Source organism: Vibrio sp. HM8-C (genome assembly GCF_058630515.1).
Genome location: NZ_JBMMKS010000005.1, coordinates 207,444 through 226,384, shown reverse-complemented (window position 1 = coordinate 226,384; position 18,941 = coordinate 207,444). Strand labels below are relative to the sequence as shown.

At 42.2% G+C, this 18,941-nt stretch carries 16 protein-coding genes; 10 read left to right on the top strand and 6 right to left on the bottom strand.

Annotated features, from left to right (window positions below):
• The first annotated feature begins 155 nt into the window (after positions 1-155).
• Entirely contained in the window at positions 156-1,046 is an 891-nt protein-coding gene (locus ACOSVQ_RS08680; RefSeq protein WP_491982147.1) for a CPBP family intramembrane glutamic endopeptidase, read from the top strand.
• Between the two features lie 154 nt (positions 1,047-1,200).
• Entirely contained in the window at positions 1,201-2,007 is an 807-nt protein-coding gene (locus ACOSVQ_RS08675) for a Cof-type HAD-IIB family hydrolase (RefSeq protein ID WP_491982146.1), read from the top strand.
• Here ACOSVQ_RS08675 and ACOSVQ_RS08670 read toward each other — a convergent pair.
• On the bottom strand, positions 2,004-2,411 hold the full coding sequence (locus ACOSVQ_RS08670; RefSeq protein WP_491982145.1) for a ribosome recycling factor family protein: 408 nt from the start codon (positions 2,409-2,411) through the stop codon (positions 2,004-2,006). The genes ACOSVQ_RS08675 and ACOSVQ_RS08670 overlap by 4 nt on opposite strands.
• Positions 2,412-2,632: 221 nt before the next feature.
• Here ACOSVQ_RS08670 and ACOSVQ_RS08665 point away from each other — a divergent pair, with 221 nt between their 5' ends.
• The 5 genes from ACOSVQ_RS08665 (at position 2,633) to rhaD (ending at position 8,475) form a co-directional block, all read left to right on the top strand.
• Positions 2,633-3,760: a PfkB family carbohydrate kinase gene (locus ACOSVQ_RS08665; RefSeq protein WP_491982144.1), complete on the top strand. Its 1,128-nt coding sequence runs from the start codon at positions 2,633-2,635 to the stop codon at positions 3,758-3,760.
• Positions 3,750-4,664, top strand: a complete 915-nt coding sequence (locus ACOSVQ_RS08660; RefSeq protein ID WP_491982143.1) for a pseudouridine-5'-phosphate glycosidase — start codon at positions 3,750-3,752, stop codon at positions 4,662-4,664. Before ACOSVQ_RS08665 ends, ACOSVQ_RS08660 begins: the two co-directional genes overlap by 11 nt.
• Before the next feature lie 224 nt (positions 4,665-4,888).
• Positions 4,889-6,331 (top strand): rhamnulokinase, encoded by a 1,443-nt coding sequence (rhaB, locus tag ACOSVQ_RS08655; RefSeq protein ID WP_491982142.1) that lies wholly within the window; start codon positions 4,889-4,891, stop codon positions 6,329-6,331.
• An 11-nt stretch (positions 6,332-6,342) separates the two neighbouring features.
• Positions 6,343-7,602, top strand: coding sequence for an L-rhamnose isomerase (locus ACOSVQ_RS08650; protein WP_491982141.1), 1,260 nt, complete (start codon positions 6,343-6,345; stop codon positions 7,600-7,602).
• A 72-nt stretch (positions 7,603-7,674) separates the two neighbouring features.
• Positions 7,675-8,475 (top strand): rhamnulose-1-phosphate aldolase, encoded by an 801-nt coding sequence (gene rhaD, locus ACOSVQ_RS08645; RefSeq protein WP_491982140.1) that lies wholly within the window; start codon positions 7,675-7,677, stop codon positions 8,473-8,475.
• 66 nt (positions 8,476-8,541) lie between these two features.
• On the opposite strand, the gene ACOSVQ_RS08640 is transcribed toward rhaD, so the two are convergent.
• Entirely contained in the window at positions 8,542-9,693 is a 1,152-nt protein-coding gene (locus ACOSVQ_RS08640) for a hypothetical protein (RefSeq protein WP_491982139.1), read from the bottom strand.
• 104 nt (positions 9,694-9,797) lie between these two features.
• On the opposite strand from ACOSVQ_RS08640, the gene ACOSVQ_RS08635 reads away from it, so the two are divergent.
• Both ACOSVQ_RS08635 and ACOSVQ_RS08630 read left to right on the top strand, forming a co-directional pair.
• Positions 9,798-10,445 (top strand): hypothetical protein, encoded by a 648-nt coding sequence (locus tag ACOSVQ_RS08635; RefSeq protein ID WP_491982138.1) that lies wholly within the window; start codon positions 9,798-9,800, stop codon positions 10,443-10,445.
• A gap of 199 nt (positions 10,446-10,644) precedes the next feature.
• Positions 10,645-11,712 (top strand): aldo/keto reductase, encoded by a 1,068-nt coding sequence (locus ACOSVQ_RS08630; protein ID WP_491982137.1) that lies wholly within the window; start codon positions 10,645-10,647, stop codon positions 11,710-11,712.
• Positions 11,713-11,794: 82 nt separating this feature from the next.
• Here ACOSVQ_RS08630 and ACOSVQ_RS08625 read toward each other — a convergent pair whose 3' ends face one another.
• The 4 genes from ACOSVQ_RS08625 to ACOSVQ_RS08610 all read right to left on the bottom strand — a co-directional run bounded on the left by ACOSVQ_RS08625 (position 11,795) and on the right by ACOSVQ_RS08610 (position 17,705).
• On the bottom strand, positions 11,795-12,394 hold the full coding sequence (locus ACOSVQ_RS08625) for a sugar O-acetyltransferase (RefSeq protein WP_491982136.1): 600 nt from the start codon (positions 12,392-12,394) through the stop codon (positions 11,795-11,797).
• A gap of 98 nt (positions 12,395-12,492) precedes the next feature.
• A complete protein-coding gene (locus tag ACOSVQ_RS08620) occupies positions 12,493-13,494 on the bottom strand; it encodes an HD domain-containing phosphohydrolase (RefSeq protein ID WP_491982135.1) in 1,002 nt (333 codons plus the stop codon).
• A 3-nt stretch (positions 13,495-13,497) separates the two neighbouring features.
• Positions 13,498-16,851 carry a PAS domain S-box protein gene (locus tag ACOSVQ_RS08615; RefSeq protein ID WP_491982134.1) on the bottom strand — a complete coding sequence of 1,118 codons (3,354 nt, stop codon included), beginning with the start codon at positions 16,849-16,851 and terminating at the stop codon, positions 13,498-13,500.
• 272 nt (positions 16,852-17,123) lie between these two features.
• Positions 17,124-17,705, bottom strand: coding sequence for a TetR/AcrR family transcriptional regulator (locus ACOSVQ_RS08610; protein WP_491982133.1), 582 nt, complete (start codon positions 17,703-17,705; stop codon positions 17,124-17,126).
• A gap of 161 nt (positions 17,706-17,866) precedes the next feature.
• Here ACOSVQ_RS08610 and ACOSVQ_RS08605 point away from each other — a divergent pair, with 161 nt between their 5' ends.
• Positions 17,867-18,910 (top strand): alkene reductase, encoded by a 1,044-nt coding sequence (locus ACOSVQ_RS08605; RefSeq protein WP_491982132.1) that lies wholly within the window; start codon positions 17,867-17,869, stop codon positions 18,908-18,910.
• Positions 18,911-18,941: the final 31 nt, after the last annotated feature.

Sequence of the window (18,941 nt, the reverse complement as noted above, 5' to 3'; positions counted from 1 at the left end):
GTTCAGCCTATGTAAAATCAGCTATTGATATGAATCTTGAATACTTTGATTTATTGACGGTACAACACATGGTGCAGTGCTAGACACATTTACTAGTCTCTTTTTAGTGTTATTCTCGTTTTCCTGAAAAGCTAATGATAGATAAGGAAAGTTTGATGGTCTTAGACCCGACCGTTTGGGTATGGTTACCACTTATAGCTTCGATCCTTTTGGGATTCTCGTCTCACAAACCAATCACCATTATATTGCTTGCGCTTTCAATCTTATCGGCGTTTGTTGTTGAGCGTATTGACGTGTTTGCATTTGCCACTACTGTTGTTCTTCTTAGTGTTGCGTACTCTATCCCTAAATTGGCAAATGCACATCAACACCAGATACCTGTTAACCTAATTGTGTTCAACAAAAAGGCTATTTTCAAAGCAATAGCTTATATCGCTTGGTCGATCGTTTTGCTTTTGTCTGCACTTCTGTTCATTCACAAAATACCTGGGTTCAATAACCTATTGGTTTTAAGTGAGGTTTATGCGGGACCTAACAGTTTGCCATTTTCCATGTATTTGAATTTAGACAAGCCCATAGCATTTTTCGCTCTTCTGTTTGCATACCCCACGATGTTAGGAAATAAATCTCGTCCCAATGTTAAATGGCTTTTTATTGCTGTTGCGCTACTCGCTAGCTTACTGCCAGTTGCTTCTTTAATTGGTGCGTTACAAATTGAAGTTGGTTTACCTGATTGGTGGTGGATATTTGCTATCAATAACCTAATGATTACGTGTGTTGCTGAGGAGGCTCTATTTCGAGGTCTCATTCAAAAATCACTATCAGAGCGCTATGTATGGTGGATCGGTTTATTAGTGGCAAGTCTATTGTTTGGATTAGCTCACTTTGCTGGTGGGCCTTTGTTGGTGTTGTTCGCGACATTCGCAGGTATTGGCTACGGACTGGTTTTTCATTTTACCGGACGCCTTTGGTGCTCGGTCATTGCTCACTTTGCATTTAATTTTGCCCATTTAGTTTTATTCACTTATCCAGTAGCCGCACAGTAAGATTTTGGTGATCATGGATTAAATCAAAGTGTATGAGGATATGTTTACTTGGCGCTTATCATTTGTACCGATACGTTGTATGGTACGCACTCTCGACTGGAAATAGCCCCAAATTCCTCAACCGTGCGCATTCACAAATAAGAGTATTCACTATATGTCACAACGTAACATAAAATTTATAGCTACCGATATGGACGGTACACTTTTAGACGGACACGGACAGCTCGACCCTGAATTTTTCACTCTTCATCCACAGCTCGTGGATAAAGAAATCCTATTTGCAGCAGCTTCTGGTCGTCAGTATTACAGCTTGTTGGACACCTTTTCAAAGGTAAAAGATCAAATCATGTTCATCGCCGAGAATGGCACTTTAGTGATGTATAAAGGCGAAGAGCTGTATAGCCTTCCTCTCGAATCAGACGTCATTAATGGTTTGATTGAAACCGCTCGCACTATCGAAGGCGCACATATTGTTTTATGTGGTAAACGTTCTGCTTACATTGAAACTGAAGATCAACGTGCTCGAGACGAAGTTCAAAAATACTATCACCGCTGCGAAATTGTCGAAGACTTAACAGCCATAGAAGACGATTTCTTAAAAGTGGCAATTTGCCATTTTGATGGTTCAGAAAAGCATATTTACCCAGTGATCAATCCAGCTTTTGGTGATTCACAAAAAGTGGTGGTGAGTGCAAAAATTTGGTTGGATGTTATGAACCCAGCCGCTTCAAAAGGCGATGCAATTGAGCACTTGCAACAACAGCTTGGTTTTACGCACGAGCAGACCATGAGCTTTGGTGACTATTTCAATGACGTGGAGATGTTGCAGGCAAGTTATCACTCTTACGCCGTAGAAAACGCGCACGATGGAGTTAAAGCTTATGCCCGCTTCCGAGCTCCGAGTAACGATGACAGTGGCGTATTAGTTGTGCTTAAAGAATTGTTGGCTGAATTGAATTAATCACTGAATTCGGCATCTTCTCTCGCTAAACGGGCTTGTGCGACAGTACAGCCCGTTTTTTCCATCAGTTCCGCTAAAGTAATATTTTCGTTCCTAGCAATCAATTCAGCCAAACGTGCAGGTAACGATGCTTGTTCAAACGGCAATATTGCTTCAGCAATTTTTAGCTCAATAAATGGGTAATCGCTAACTATTTGACTGTCTTTAATTTGTTGATGAAATGAAGACAGTTGCTCAACAAAGCCTGAAATTTGCCAGTTCCTCGAACGACGAATTCTTTTTAGTTCACACTGGTGTCCTAAAGCGATTGCTTTTAACTCTTTCGCCTTTTCACCGCCTATACGCCTCACTAAAGAGGGAAAGTGAATAGTCAATTTTTCGCGATCGGTATTTTTTTTAATCAAAGTTGAAGCCGATGTTTTCTAATTTAATGCCCGGATTATCAGTTCCCCTATCGCTAAACACAACCTATTCCCCCGATAACCAGTATCTAGATGGTGTCTGATTTCCAAAATTCGTGCATCAGGTTAATTTAACAGCAAATAATTTATCTAAATCACATTTCAATATGCAACTAATGAAACATTAATCTATTCAATCGCACAAACAGATCCACTAAGTTAGTATGAACATATGTTTGATATACGGACATTTGTTTGTGACACCTAGAGAGCAACAGATACTCGCCCTATTACGCGAGAACCCCATGATTCAACAGCAGGAACTGGCTGACCAACTTATGATCAGTCGTAGCGCTGTTGCTGGGCATATCATGAACCTAACAAGTAAAGGACTCATTAAAGGCAAAGGCTATATTCTTACATCGCAGAAAACCGCGATTGTCGTTGGTGGCGCAAATATGGATCTTTGCGGTAAAGCATCGGTTCCACTACTTTCTGGCGACTCCAACCCTGGAACTCTGCATTACAGCCCAGGCGGCGTTGCACGAAATATTGCTGACAACCTTGCTCGTCTCGGAAGCAAAGTTGAACTTATCTCCAGCATTGGCAACGACCAATGGGGTGAACAACTGATTTCAGCCTGTATTGATGCTGGTGTTGGCGTCGGACACATTCTCCGTTGCCAACAAGGCAGAACGGCGACTTATCTTTCTATCCACGATAACGAAGGTGAGATGCAAATCGCTCTGAACGATATGAAAGTGTTAGAGCAATTAAATGCTGATCAACTTACCAAACACAAGTCACTGATTTCTCATAGTGATTTAGTGGTTATAGACGCCAATTTAAGCGACGATGCTTTAGCCTATCTATTCAACTGCATAGACAATACTCGCATCTATGTCGATCCCGTTTCAGCGAATAAAGCGATAAGACTCAAACCTTACTTGGCTCAGATCGATTTGTTAAAACCTAACCTCATTGAAGCCGAATTACTTTCGGGTATCAAAGTATCTTCAGATGATGACTTACCTAGAGTTTGTGACGCTTTACACGCTCAAGGAGTTAAAGAAGTCGTATTGAGTCTTGGTTCAAAAGGCATATTTGCCAGCAACCAATCAGAAACCGTACGTCTTAAGCCACGTACCACCAGTGTAACGAACGTAACAGGCGCTGGAGATGCACTTATGGCTGGATTAGCACACGCCACATTAGAAATGTGGCCTTGGAAAAAGAGCATTGAATTTGCTTTTAGTTGCGCAGAGCTCGCAACGCAATCTTATGACACTATCAACCCGCGCATGTCAGATCGCGCTGTCCACCGTTTAATGGAGATGAACCATGTTGAATGATTTTCTTGATATCCACCCTGAAGTACGTGCTGCATTAGATAATAATCAGCCTGTGGTTGCCCTCGAATCAACCATCATCTCTCATGGTATGCCTTATCCGCAAAACGTAGAAACTGCTCTCAAAGTTTCGAATACTGTCCGTGAAGCAGGCGCAACACCAGCAACTATCGCGATCATTAACGGGCGTCTTAAAGTTGGTTTAACACCAGAAGAGATCGAACTGTTAGGCAAAGCAGGTCAAAGTGTAACTAAAGTTAGCCGCCGAGATATTCCATTTATCGTGGCTTCGGGTAAACACGGCGCAACAACCGTAGCGGCGACAATGATTTTGGCTGATATGGCTGGTGTGCGTGTATTTGCAACAGGCGGTATCGGTGGTGTTCATCGTGGCGCCGAAACCACATTTGACGTTTCAGCAGACCTTCAAGAATTAGCACAAACCAATGTAGCTGTTGTTTGCGCCGGCGCTAAATCGATTCTTGATCTTGGTTTGACGCTTGAATATTTAGAAACTCATGGTGTACCTGTTATCGGTTACCAAACAGAAAGCCTTCCTGCTTTTTATACTCAATCGAGCGACTTTAACGTTGACTACCGATTAGATTCTGCCGAAGAAATTGCAGCAGTACTAAAAGCTAAGACACAGCTCGGACTAAAAGGCGGCTCTGTCATCGCTAACCCAATTCCAACTGAATATGCTATGCCAAAAGATGTAATTGATAGTGCAATCGAACAAGCCCTACGTGAAGCTGATGAACAAGGCATCCATGGTAAGGCATCAACACCTTTCCTTCTTGCGCGTGTTTGTGAGTTAACTGGTGGTGATAGCTTAAGCAGCAACATTCAGTTGGTTCTTAATAATGCAAGATTGGCTTCAGCGATAGCCATTGCTTATTGCGAATAATCGCTTCAAATATCTCTCCTTATGGCCCACTACAACTGTGGGCTTTTTCATGTCTAAGCCGTCCCAAAATCTGCTTATCGCATCAAGCAATTTGAAAATTTTGAATTAAAACTTCTTTTTCTTTGTAAAAACTCCCTAGCCCATTTTTCTATGGCTGAATTTTGAAGTTATTTTGATTTGAAAACCGCTTTAATACTTCTAAATATTCAGAGGTGTTAAGCATTATGAAAGCAGTGATTGCTATAGACCTCGGCGCGTCAAGTGGTCGTGTCATGGTCGGATATCTGGAACATGGAAAAATTCATTTAGAAGAATTTCACCGCTTCCAAAACCAGCAAGTTATGCGTGGCAACGAGTCTTGCTGGGATCTTTATTCAATCTTAGAAGAGATCAAAGTTGGTATTAATAAAGTCGTCGCTTCAGGCGTTGAGGTCACTTCATTAGGCATTGATACTTGGGGTGTTGATTTCGTTCTCCTTGATAAATTCGGTAAGCATCTCGGCGAATTTGTGAGTTACCGTGATGTACGTACCGAAGGTGTTCAAGAGAAACTTCTCGCTGATAACCAGCTCACTTTAAAAGATATCTACTGTGCAACTGGTATCCAGTTCATGCCGTTTAACACCATCAATCAATTGAAGGCGATTAGCGATCAAAACCCTGAATGGTTTGGTGACATCGATACTCTTTTGTTCATTCCAGATTACTTAAATTACAAACTTTCAGGAGTGAAACATTGTGAGTACACCAATGCTTCTACTAGCCAGCTATTAGATTGTAAAGACAAAGTATGGAGCCAAACGCTAATCAAAGCCTGTGGTGCAAAGATGGATTGGTTCTTACCGCCTACCATGCCAAACCGCATCATCGGTGAATACCACATCGGCAATACACAAATACCTGTTTGTTCAGTTGCAAGCCATGATACAGCGTCCGCAGTAGCAGCAACGCCGATTGTTCACGAAAACATGGCTTATTTGAGTTCAGGTACATGGTCACTCGTTGGTATTGAAAGTTTTGATCCCTACACAAGTGAACTTGCGTACAAATACAACTTAACCAATGAAGGTGGTGTTGATGGTCGCTATCGTGTCCTAAAGAACATCATGGGATTATGGTTAATTCAACGCATCAAAGCGGAGAATCCATCTCTAACCTTCCCAGACATCGCCATGTTAGCGCGCCAAGCTGAACCGTTTAAATTCATCGTTAATCCGAATGACAACGATTTCTTAAATCCATCGTCAATGACGCAAGCGATTAAGAACTGGTTCAAAAAGCGTGATCTCGAAGCTCCAGAAACTCTGTCACAAGTGGTTCGCTGTATTTATGACAGCCTCGTACTGGCTTACGACAATGTGTTGACTGAGCTTACCGAAGTCACCGGCAAGGAAATCACAGAGCTACGTATCGTAGGCGGAGGTACTCAAGACCAGTTCCTTAATCAACTGTGCGCCGATGTTTGCCAGATTAAAGTTACAACTGAACCAACAGAAGCTTCCGCTTTAGGCAATGTAATTAACCAATTTATCGCTTCAGACATTATTAAATCTCTAGAAGAAGGTCGCCAAATTATTGATGCCTCTTCAGATGTTAAGCAGTTTTCAGCCAAACCAATAGCGGGATTAGAACAAATCAAGTCCCAGTTCCAACAGATTATTAAGTAAGGTATATAAAGATGAGTAAAGATCAGATCACTTCAGCTTACGAGCAAGCAAAAGCCGTATTCAAAAAATTCGGTGTCGATACAGACAAGGCATTGGCACTACTAAATCAAACTCCGATTTCTATGCACTGCTGGCAAGGCGATGATGTTCGTGGTTTCGAGTCTCCAGACACCGCTTTAAGTGGCGGTATTCAAGCTACGGGAAATTATCCTGGTGCAGCTAAAACACCTGCTCAGTTGCGTGCAGATATGGAAAAAGCGTTCTCACTTATTCCAGGGAAGAAACGCGTGAATCTACATGCAATCTATATCGATGCAGATGAACATGTTGAGCGTGACCAAATCAAACCAGAACATTTTGACCGCTGGGTTCAATGGGCGAAAGAGAAAGGTTTAGGATTGGACTTTAACCCTACGCTGTTTTCACACCCGAAAGCGGATGACGGTTTAACACTGTCTCACCCAAATGAAGAGATTCGTCAATTCTGGATCGACCACGTGAAAGCGAGCCGCAAGATTTCTGAATACTTTGGCCGTGAGCTAGGTTCTGCATCGTTCATGAACATCTGGATTCCAGATGGAATGAAAGATCAACCTGTAGATCGTCTGTCTCCTCGTGCTCGTCTAGCTGACTCTCTTGATAAAGCACTCGCAGAGAAGATCGATACGGCTTACCACAAAGATGCGGTTGAAAGTAAGTTATTCGGCATAGGTGCAGAAGCATTTACGGTGGGTAGCAACGAGTTTTACCTAGCTTACGCAGCAACGCGCGGTACTGCTCTGTGTCTTGACGCTGGTCACTTCCACCCAACGGAAGTCATCAGTGACAAAATCAGTGCATGTTCTATCTACGTAAAAGATCTACAACTTCACGTGACTCGTCCAGTTCGTTGGGACTCAGACCACGTAGTATCTTTTGACGATGAAACTCAAGCAATCATGCGTGAAATCGTACGCAATAACCTGCTAGAGCGTGTAGCGATTGGTTTGGACTTCTTTGATGCGTCTATCAACCGTATTGCAGCTTGGGTTATCGGCACTCGCAACGCACAAAAAGCGCTACTTAAAGCGTTACTAGAACCTGTTGAAGCACTTAAAGCTGCTGAAGCATCGTTCGATTACACAACTCGTCTCGGTCTAATTGAAGAAACTCACTCGCTTCCATGGGCAGCAGTATGGGATTACCACTGTCAGCAACATGAAGTGCCTGTTGGTTTCGATTGGATCAAAGACGTAAAAGATTACGAAGCAACTGTACTAGCAACACGTTAATTTCACACATTCAATCTCATGCAAGTCAGATTACACAGTCTGACTTGTTGAGTTTATAAAAAGGCTAACATCATGATTAAACTAAACGACGCAGTAATGCTCGAAATCGAAAAAGTCAGCGAAGTTTCTCAATACCTATGGCAACGCGAGTGGGCAGAGCGTAACGGCGGTAACATTTCTGTCGATGTGACTGACCTATTTGATGAAATCCCAACAGTCGATGCACCTGTAAAAGCACTACCTATTCAATTACCTATGGAAAGTGCAAAACGCATTTACTACGTGAAAGGTACTGGCCAACGTATTCGCGAACTGCGTGACCCTGAATACGCTGGATGTGTATTGCAAATCAATGCAGAAGCGAACGGTTATCAAATTCTTTGGGGTGGCAAAGCGAGCCCTGATTTTGCACCAACTTCCGAATTCATCAGCCACATTAAAATTCTGGTCGACAAAATCAAAACCGGTTCTAACCACAGATCCGTTGTACACACGCACCCTCTTGAGCTTATTGCACTTTCGCACCATCCTGACATCTCTAAAAGCAGCGAATTGTTTACTCATACTTGTTGGAAAATGTTGCCAGAAGTTCGTGCATTCGTCCCTCGCGGTATTGCGATGATTCCATATTGTTTGCCATCTTCTGAAGAAATGGCAGACGGAACAACAGCAGCACTACTTGAACATGATGTTGCTATTTGGGAAAAACACGGTGCAACGGCCTCAGGCGCAGACGTTCTTCAAGCGTTTGATTACATAGATGTGGCTAACAAAGGCGCAAAATTGTACCTGATGTGTACAGCGTCAGGCTATGAGCCAGAAGGCGTGACCAAAGAAAACATGGATATTCTAAAACGAGTTTTTAACCTATAAATTACAAGGTTACATTGTCACTAAAACGCCTCAATATGAGGCGTTTTTTATACATTCAAACTGTTTTCAGTCAGGATTATTAGTTGGCTTTGGAATATATCGGTTTAAGCGATCAGCCTTACGATTCTTAGAAAAGAACGCTTCGAACTCAACAAAAATACCTGGGTTAAGTTTGTAGTCATACTCTCTTGGTATTTCTAGTTGTGGTGTCACGGTTAGAAACAACCAGTTTTTATAGAGCTTATGAATCCAAGACGCAGACAGCCACATGTTGCTCACTTCGTCTTCGTCATAGGGCAAAATACTAATACCCATCGAATACTGCATTAAATGTCTGTCGTTAATACGGTCAAAGTATTGCGCTTGGTGTAGAACTTCCCATTTGTCATCATCGTAAAGGTACTGAGCACTTGAACCAATTTTAAATATTTGCCCAGCAGCTTCATCGACGTCCCAATAGAAATTGAGAGCACTGAGCGAACCTAATCCTTTAGAATTGAAATAGAAAAATTCCTGACTTATCTGCCCTGTCCACTCTTCAGAAAGCTTACCCACACGAAATATTTCAGCTCGTGCAAAAGGATCAAATGGCAAGCGAATTTTAATCCCGATGTCAAAGCTCGTTTTCCAGTGACTTATTTGCTCATCTTGCAGACGAATACCACCAAACGCTCCCTTAGAATCAGGGCTAGAAGTATTAAGGCCACGTTGTTTGCTCTCTAAGTCATCGTAGTCGTCAGGATCCGTTTCAAAAATAATCTTCCAGTTGTGCTCAGTGTGTGGCAAATCAATGCGAACAGCGATGCTTTCGTCTGTATCTAAATTGCCTCTGTGTGAATACTTTCCTGCGGAAATGATTTTAATGTAGCTCTTGTTAGGAAATGGTTCTTCGTCCTCATCCTTAGCAAGGCCATGGTCAATAAACTCACTGAAATCCAGAACCAGCTCTGAAAGAAAGTCATTCGTTTCATCAACCCATGACGTATCTTCTTCAGTCAGCGGCACTGAATAACGCAAGTCTGAGTTCGAGCGTTCGAATTCAGTTGTATCTGGAACGGCTCCAGTAGGTATTGCTAGCGCATAAAATGGCAGAGCTGTAAGTATTGCAACATAAGCGTGTTGAGCTAACGTTTTGCAAAAATTTCTTCCCCAAAAAACCTGAACAATCTCTGAATTTTGATGCCTAATACCTGTACGTTTACAAATATTTATATGCAACATAAGTCCTTATTATTTTTGTTGTATCAGTTAGGACAATTTCATTAATTCGTATAGATTTATAAATATGGTTGTAGGTTAACCAGCCTTTAAATGTGGGTCTTATGATAATTAAACATTTATCTATTTTATTACTGCTTTCCTCCGTTGCTATGACTAGCAGAGCTCAAGCTATTGAGGGCGTGAATGGAGAATTTTCCGTTGATATTGGCCCTGTTAACTTAGGTCAGGTAGTCATGTCATCTACTTGTAAAGATAGCACCTGTTTTTACAAGTCGCGTGCTTATGGCGCTTTTTTATTTATTAAGGCGAATGTGATTGAACTAGGTTCATATCAACAACTTGACGGACAAATCATCCCTCTTTCTTCCAACTATTCTGAACGAATAGGCTCAGACAAAGAGGCGTATACCTATAATTTCGGCTCCCTAGAAATTACAGATCAAGAAAACAAAAATAAGGTTTCCGAGCTAGACAAAAACGCATACCCCTTCGTTCCTTTGCTTAACCAAGTTACGTTAGATCTGGCTCGTGGAGAGTTAAAAAAATCGTATCAATATGTGCTGAAGGAAAAAGTAAAAGACGTTGAAGTCTCATCATATTCAACTTCGCAAACTGATAGAGGAACACTTCACCGCATCGTTGTAAAAAACAAAAACCGAGATATGGAGTTTTTGTTTGTGAACAACGGAAATACTCTGCAATTTGAAGAATTTAACTATCGCGGTTTTAAAATGTCTCGCATTAGGTAAGTCGCCAGTTTTGCTCGTTGAATTCCTCTGAATCTATGCACAATTTCGTCAACTTGGCTTTATTGTGTTTAGGTTCACAGCGTTATTTTCCTGTGGTTTGATACGGTTAAACTTACCGCTCATTTTACACATCTGAGCGCATAGCTACTGAACCAAAGCTTCATAATCAAAGCTACTAAATCAAATAAGGATTCTGCTCATGGAATATCGTCAACTCGGCCATTCTGGTTTACGTGTATCGACACTCACTCTAGGCACAATGACGTTTGGTGGCCAAGGTAAGTTTGCCTACGTTGGAAACACTGGATTAGGTGTAGCCAAAGAACAAATCGCGTTATGCATGGATGCCGGAGTCAATCTGTTCGATACTGCGGATGTATATTCTGGCGGCATTTCAGAAGAAATTCTTGGTCAAGCGGTTAAGTCATACAGACAAGAGATTCTGCTTGCTACAAAAGCAAGGTTTCCTATGGGTAATGGTGTGAATCAAGCAGGAGCGTCACGTTACCACATTATCAACGCCTGTGAAGCGTCACTAAAACGTTTGGACACAGACTATATCGATCTCTATCAGATCCACGAATGGGATGGCATTACACCAGTTGATGAAACACTGGAGGCGATGGATTCATTGGTTCGTAGCGGCAAAGTACGTTATTACGGTGTTTCAAACTATACTGGCTGGCAACTTATGAAAGCGCTTGGTCAATGTGCTCAGAACCACTATCTTCGTCCTATATCTCAGCAAATTCATTACACGCTACAAGCGAGAGAAGCAGAATACGAACTTCTGCCTATCGCGCGTGACCAAAATGTTGGTGTACTTGTTTGGAGCCCTCTCGCTGGAGGACTGCTTTCTGGAAAATATCGACGCGACTTAAAGGATCCTGAAGGTTCTCGTCATCTGCTTGGCTGGACAGAGCCACCGGTTTACGACACAGAAAAACTCTACGATATTATTGATGTTTTAGTGGCAATTGCAGAAGAGCGACAAGTATCGGCGGCTCAAGTTGCTCTGGCTTGGTTACTGAGCCGTGATACTGTGAGTTCGGTAGTTATTGGTGCTCGTACTAACGAACAGCTAAAAGATAACCTGCTCGCGGCCAATCTTAAATTGAGTGAACAAGAGCTATCGATGCTAGAGAAAATAAGCCGACCACCACTGCTCTATCCTTATTGGCATCAAGCGACAACAGCCTCTGACCGATTGTCCCAAGACGATATGCAACTGCTTAAGCCATACATCGATGATCTGAAAAAGTCCTAGAGTGTTACGATAACTCTCTGATTAAAAATGATAAAAGCCGCTAACGTGAGCGGCTTTTATGTACGTAAACTCAAAAACAGAATTATTGTTCAAATCTTCTGTTTTTGAAGTAGTACTCTTTGTCGTGTTCACCAATTTCTCGCAATACTTTGCACGGATTTCCAACGGCGACCACATTGGCTGGAATGTCTTTCGTTACTACACTCCCTGCACCAATTACACTGTTTTCTCCGATGGTGATTCCGGGCAACACTACTGAGTTAGCACCAATCCAAACATTGTTACCAATATTCACTGGGATATTAAACTGAGCTACTTTTACGCGCTTTTCCGGATCAATCGGATGACCAGCAGTGGCGATAGTGACGTTTGGACCGATCATCACAGAGTCACCGATATAAATATGAGTGTCGTCCACCAGCGTTAAATTGAAATTGGCGTAAACATTTTTGCCTAAATGCGTGTGGATGCCCCAGTTTGCATGCAGTGGAGGTTCGATATAACAACCATCACCTACTTCAGCAAACAATTGTTCCATTAACGTTTTACGTTTGGTGATTTCACTGGGACGAGTGTTGTTGTAGTCATAGAGCACTTCAAGGCATTGCATCTGTGCGTTAGCTAAATCTTGATCATCACAGTAATAGACTTTCTGACTATGAATCTTGTGGGAATTATCCATCGGTGATCCTTAATAACGGCTTAAACATAAAACGCCTAACTTACTATTTTCATTGAAAGATTAATAAGAACGACTTCAATTTTTATAACTTGAGATGTTCAAGTAACAGTCTCATTAAATTTCTCTTTTACTTCCAAAATCGCTGGAAGCTGTTCGATAAATAACGTCACCAATTTCGGGTCAAAGTGTTTACCTGACTGACTTTTTAAAAACTCTATAGCTTCGTCAATCGGCCACGCTTTCTTATATGGTCTTTCACTGGTCAATGCATCAAACACATCTGCAATAGCCGCAATACGGCCTTCAGCTGGAATATCATCACCTACTAGACCATTAGGATAGCCTGAACCATCCCATTTCTCGTGGTGTGATATGGCAACAGTGTATGCAAGAGAAATCAGCGTAGAGCGTGGATTAGAAAGAATGTTACCGCCGATCTGGGCGTGTTTTTTCATTTCAATGAACTCTTGTTCATCCAACTTTCCCGGTTTTAACAAGATATGATCAGGGATACCGATCTTGCCTATGTCATGCATCGTTGTCGCCATTCTTAACTCTTCAGCTTGTTCTTCTGCCATACCCGCTGCCATGGCGAGTAATTTGGTGTAGTGACTCATGCGCTGAACATGCATACCCGTTTCGTTGTCTTTGTATTCCGCTGCACGCCCTAGCCTTTGAATAAGGTCAATTTGCATTTCACGCAAGGCTTCCACCTTCACTAGAGACAAATGTGTTTTAACCCGAGCACGAACAATTGCTGGAATGATCGGTTTAACGATGTAATCAACACCACCAATGGCAAAACCTTTCTCTTCATCAATCGAATCTCTAAGCGCGGTAACGAAAATGACGGGAATACATGAAGTGTTAGGGTTTTCTTTTAACAATTTACATAAGTCAAAACCCGTCATTTCAGGCATCATGACATCAAGCAAAATCAAATCGACACTCTCTTGTTCCAAACGAGTTAACGCTTCCAGCCCCGAACGAGCGAAAGTGAGTCGATAATTGTCTTGCAGAACTTGTCGCATGACTTTTAGGTTTGCAGGCTCATCATCGACAACAAGGATTCGAGGTAATTGTTGGGTAAACAAAGTCATTTTCTATCCTTCTTGCTTCAGTGTTTCAATCGCTTTGCGAATGGCTTGCTCTGCAGTTTCAAATTCAAACTCATCAATGCTATTAGCCGCATCGTTAATATACTTCTTAATGATATCTGGTGAGCCTTGCTGAAGTTTAACGATTGTCTCATCAAGCAGCTCACCTGATTGGGTTGCAGCTAACCACTCTTCAAGCAGTGCCAGCAACTCTCTATTTTCTAGCCTAGATTCAGGTACGTTCGTTTTAGACGCTGGATATTGAAGTTGCAGTTGCTTAATGTCTTCTAGCAGATCTGCCCAGTTCTTCTCAATCTGCATTAAAGACGACTGAATTTGCGCAGGCATATGTCCGTCAACTGCTCGCTCAAGATCGGCGAACGCATGGAACAAAGGAATTAGCGCCAGATTACCGGTTAAACCTTTTAATGCATGTGCTTGTTCGGCAAGCTCAGACCAGCTTTGCTTATTAGCTAATTGAGTAAGTGTGCCGACTAATGCTGAATGTCTATTACTCAAGCGAAGTAACTCAGCCAGATATAAATTTTCATCTCCCCACAGCTTAAGTGCTTTGTTGACGTTCACTACTTTGTATTTTGCGGGCGTACTGTGAACTGCTGTTCCTGCGTGAACATTTGCAGAACTCGTCTCTATGTTAAGTACTCGAGCCATCTCTTGAGTTAGATGAGCAAAATCTACAGGTTTGTTTGCAAAGCCATCCATACCTGACTCACGAGCTTCAACACGATCCTCAGCTAAAACACTCGCAGTTAAGGCGATGATAGGCGTACTGGACAGTTTGTTCTGCTTCTCCCACTCACGAATCTGTTTGCTCGCGCCCAAACCATCTAAGTTGGGCATTTGAATGTCCATTAAAATGATATCCGGTTGCACTGCTTTAAACTGTACAACAGCTTCAAGGCCATCCTGAGCAGTAAATACTTTGTGATTTTGCCGCTCAAGAAGAATTCTCAACAAGTTAATATTCTGCTCAATGTCGTCACACACCAATACTCGTAAACTTGGCAAATCAACCATCTGTGTAAAAGTTGTTACCGTAGTCGCTTCACTCTGTGGAAGTGGTAACTCGATAGTGAAACAACTGCCTTTGCCCAGTTCGCTGGTTGCTTGAATCGTCCCGCCCATTAGCTCGACTAACTGTTGAGAGATAGTCGTACCTAAACCAGTGCCACCGAATCGGCGACTCATTGATGCGTCTGCTTGAGTGAACGGATCGAATATCGATTTCAATCGAGAGGATTCGATACCGATCCCCGTATCAATCACGCTAAATCTTATCCAGTCTGGCTTCTGTTGTACTGGGGTAACTGTTAGTGATACACCGCCATTCTCGGTAAATTTTATACCGTTCCCAACGAGGTTCATCAGAACTTGGCGTATACGATCTTCCGCACCTAGAACTACTTGCGGTAAATCGTCAGCCATCTCTAAATTAAGTTCGATACCTTTATTCTTTGCCGTTAGCCATAAGGTAGAGATAACAGTGTCTACACATGCCGCAAGCTTGAATGGAACTTGTTCAATTTCCAGTTTGTTCTTTTCTAACTTAGCACTGTCGAGAATATCGTTTAGCAAATGGAGTAGAGATCGAGAAGATTGCGAGATAGTTTGTAGATGCTTGCGATCATCTCCTTTGATTTCAGAATCAAGCAGGATGTCGGTAAAGCCGATGATCGCATTCATTGGGGTACGAATTTCATGGCTCATATTCGCCAAGAACGACGCTTTGCTTTCTGCGGCATGTTCAGCGCGCTGTTTAGCCTCCACCAATTCCTGTTCCATGTGTTTACGGCTTGATATATCAACCATCACACCGTCTGCCCACAGGGCATTGTGCTGGTCATCTCTAACAACCATACCGTTTTCTAGAACCCAAACAGTGTGACCATCTTTGTGGTGAATTCGGTATTCAATTTCGTAAGTGTCTCGCTCGTCGATATTTGCGCGCATGTTTGAACATAAGTCGCGATCTTTACCTTCATAAACGCATTGCGCAAAAGCTACTTCACCAGATAAGAATTCCTCAGCGTTGTAGCCAGTGAGTTCGGCAATACCATCACTGAGAAATACAGGTGTCCAGTTGTGGTCTAGTAAACGTCTGAAAGATGCCCCAGGAATGTTTTGCATCAATGAGCTTAAACGCTGTTCGCTCTCTCTGAGTTTTTCTTCCATTGCCTTACGTTCGGAAATATCAGATACGAAGCCAACAAACAGAGTTTCGCCACTATCCAGATTGACGCGCCCCACAGCTAAACGAACAGGTATTAAGTCACCAAACCGATGTCGTGCATAAAGCTCGCGTGGCGAACCTATAATTTGGGCATTACCTGTTTTGAAATAGTTTTCAAGATAAGAATCGTGCTGCGTTTGGTGGTTAGAAGGCATCAACATCGACACATTTCGTCCAACCACTTCATGCTCTAACCAGCCAAAGATTTTGCAAGCAGCTCCGTTAATACCTCGGACAATACCTCGAGCATCAATAGTGATGACACCATCTGCAGCCGTATCGAGGATAGCTTGAAGTCTTGCTTCTCCTGCTGTTTTCTCTCTTAACAATTGGCGGTATCGAAGCTGTGAACTGACGTTAACCGCCAATGTTGAAATCAGCAGAGTGAAGATTGAAACGATGACCGCTAGCTGAGTGTTGTCTTGTTCCATATTGGTTGGCGTAACGCACTCCATTTCCTCTATGAAACGAGCCGCTTCCATACCGGTATAATGCATACCTGAAATGGCACTACCCATGATTGCCGCACTAATCAGCTTTACATGAACAGAACGTAGATATGGGAAAGCGAGCCTTAGCCTAGCTCGGGCTGTTAGCGCTATTGTCGCCAATCCGACAGAAACAAGAATAGATAGAGCGAACCAGTATGGATCGTAGCGAAGATCGAGATCCATAATCATCGCTTCCATACCTAAGTAGTGCATAGCACCAATGCCAGCGCCAACCACTAACCCGTTTCTTAAGGTAATTTTTAGAGAATCTGTTTCGTTGATGAGTGATTTGAGAACAAAATAACTGGCTAAAACAGCAGGCACAAAAGAGAGCGCAGTGATGTGGTGGTCGTATTCCATTTTGTGTGGCATAGCGAAAGCAAGCATTCCCACGAAATGCATACTCCATATACCACCTGCCATCACGAATGATCCAGAAAACAAAGCAATTTGTCTGTGGCTTGCAAACTGTATATGTCTAGCTGTTGCTGCTAATCGTAATGCGAAAAACGAAGCCATAGAGGCTAGAAAAATAGAGATCAGAACAAGCCAAGCATTGTACGTACCTGTAACAAGTTTATCTGGGCTAACTTCTGCAACGAAAAAGTGTTCAAACATATTCAATAACTCAATAAAACAAGCACAGGCATGCGGAAATTTCTCCACTTGAAGGTGCACGTTACTATTGATTACGCATAAAGTTAAGCAATACGTGGCTGTTTTAAAAATTACGTTAAGACCATAATTTTATTGCGGTTTATTCTATTTACGCCCAACCAAAAACAAGTAGTTGATGCAGATACAAAAACAGCCATCACTTGCGAATCAAATGATAGCTGTCGTCAATGAGGCAACTTGAGTAAGAAACGATAAATTATGGCTGTCTAACGTTAACTGTTCTTTAAGCTTTGAACGATTTTCTTAACTAGCTTTTCCAAACACTCTTTTGAAGGCTTTGTCGTGGCAAAAGATCGAAGACCATAGATGTTCATAACCAAAAAGTCACTGAGTAACTCACAATCGGTATCTTGCTGAATCTCGCCGTTTGCCTTTGCGATATCAAGTTTGTACTTAATGTTGGTTTTCCATTGGTTAAGCATGCCACAAATAATCTGTTCCACTTCTTCATCCTGCTGTTCAAGTTCACTTAATGACTTTTGCAGCAGACAACCTTTGTTTTCGTGACATTCTTTAAATTCAATGATGTCGTTCAGATAGAGTTCGAAACCTTTCAAAATGGCTTCGCCCTCAACAAAAAACTCTTCAAACGACTGGGATTTTGCCTCAGCGTAATGATTTAACGAAGCTAGTAATAAGCCACGTTTGTTTTCGAAAGCACAGTAAATCGACCCCGGATGCAAGCCCGTTGCTCTTTTCAAATCCTGCATACTGGTTTTGTTATAACCTTTGGCAATGAACTCATTCATTGCAGAGCGCAATACATACTCTCGGTCAAATTCTGCACTTCTCATTACACATTGCTCGATAACTTTAAGACCCACTAAGTGTACTGGTTTAAAAACTCATTAACAAGATACTTGAATGAACGTTCAAAAAATAACTTGAATGTTCATTCAAGAAAGAGTTAGCATGTGCACATAAAGTCCGACTAAGCCATGTAAGGAACATGCATATGACAACTAAATTATTTGAAAGTTATAAGCTCAACGACAAAATCACTCTTAAGAACCGCATTGCTATGGCACCGTTAACCCGCTGCATGGCTGATGCGAACCTAGTTCCGACCGATGCAATGGTTGAATACTATGCTAGACGAGCTGATGCAGGTTTGATCATTTCTGAAGCAACCATTATTCGTCCTGATGGACAAGGTTACCCAAATACTCCAGGGCTATATAGCGAAGCTCAAATTGAAGGTTGGAAAAAAGTCACCAGCGCTGTTCATGCTAGTGGCGGTAAGATTTTTGCTCAACTTTGGCATACTGGGCGTGTTGCTCACCCACACTTCTGGGGCGGTGAATATGTATTAGCGCCTTCAGCTGTTGCATTTGAAGGTACTGTTCCTCGTATGCGTGAATTGGTTTACACCGTACCTAAAGAAGCAACCAGCGAAGAAATTGCACAACTTGTTGAAGACTACGCACAAGCAGCACAAAACGCGATTGACGCAGGTTTTGATGGCGTAGAGATTCACGGTGCTAACGGATACCTAATCGATCAATTCCTACACTTCGATACCAACCACAGAACAGATGAATTTGGTCAGACTCCGCAAAACATGTCTCGTTTCCCTTTGGCGGTTATTGATGCTGTAATTGCACGTATAGGTGCAGAATTAACAGGTCTACGAGTATCACCTGCAGGCTATGCTCACATGACTACAGATGCACGAGATCGTCAGGTGTTTGATTACTTCTTAAAAGAAGTGGAAAAGCGCGATTTAGCTTACTTACACGAAGGTATGTTTGACGACAGCATGGAATTTGATTTCCTTGGCGGTAAAGTTTCAAAATACATGCGAGAAACCTACTCTAAAACACTGATGGCTGTAGGTGGATATGACGCGAAAACAGGTGCTCAAGCGATTGCAAATGACAAATTTGACCTACTTGCTATTGGTCGTCCATTCATTGCGAACCCTGATTACGTCAGTCGTGTACAACAAAACAAAGATCTTGTTGAATACGATGCTGCAATGTTAGAAACCTTAGTGTAAGGTTCTAAAAGTTCGAATATTTAACGGCCCT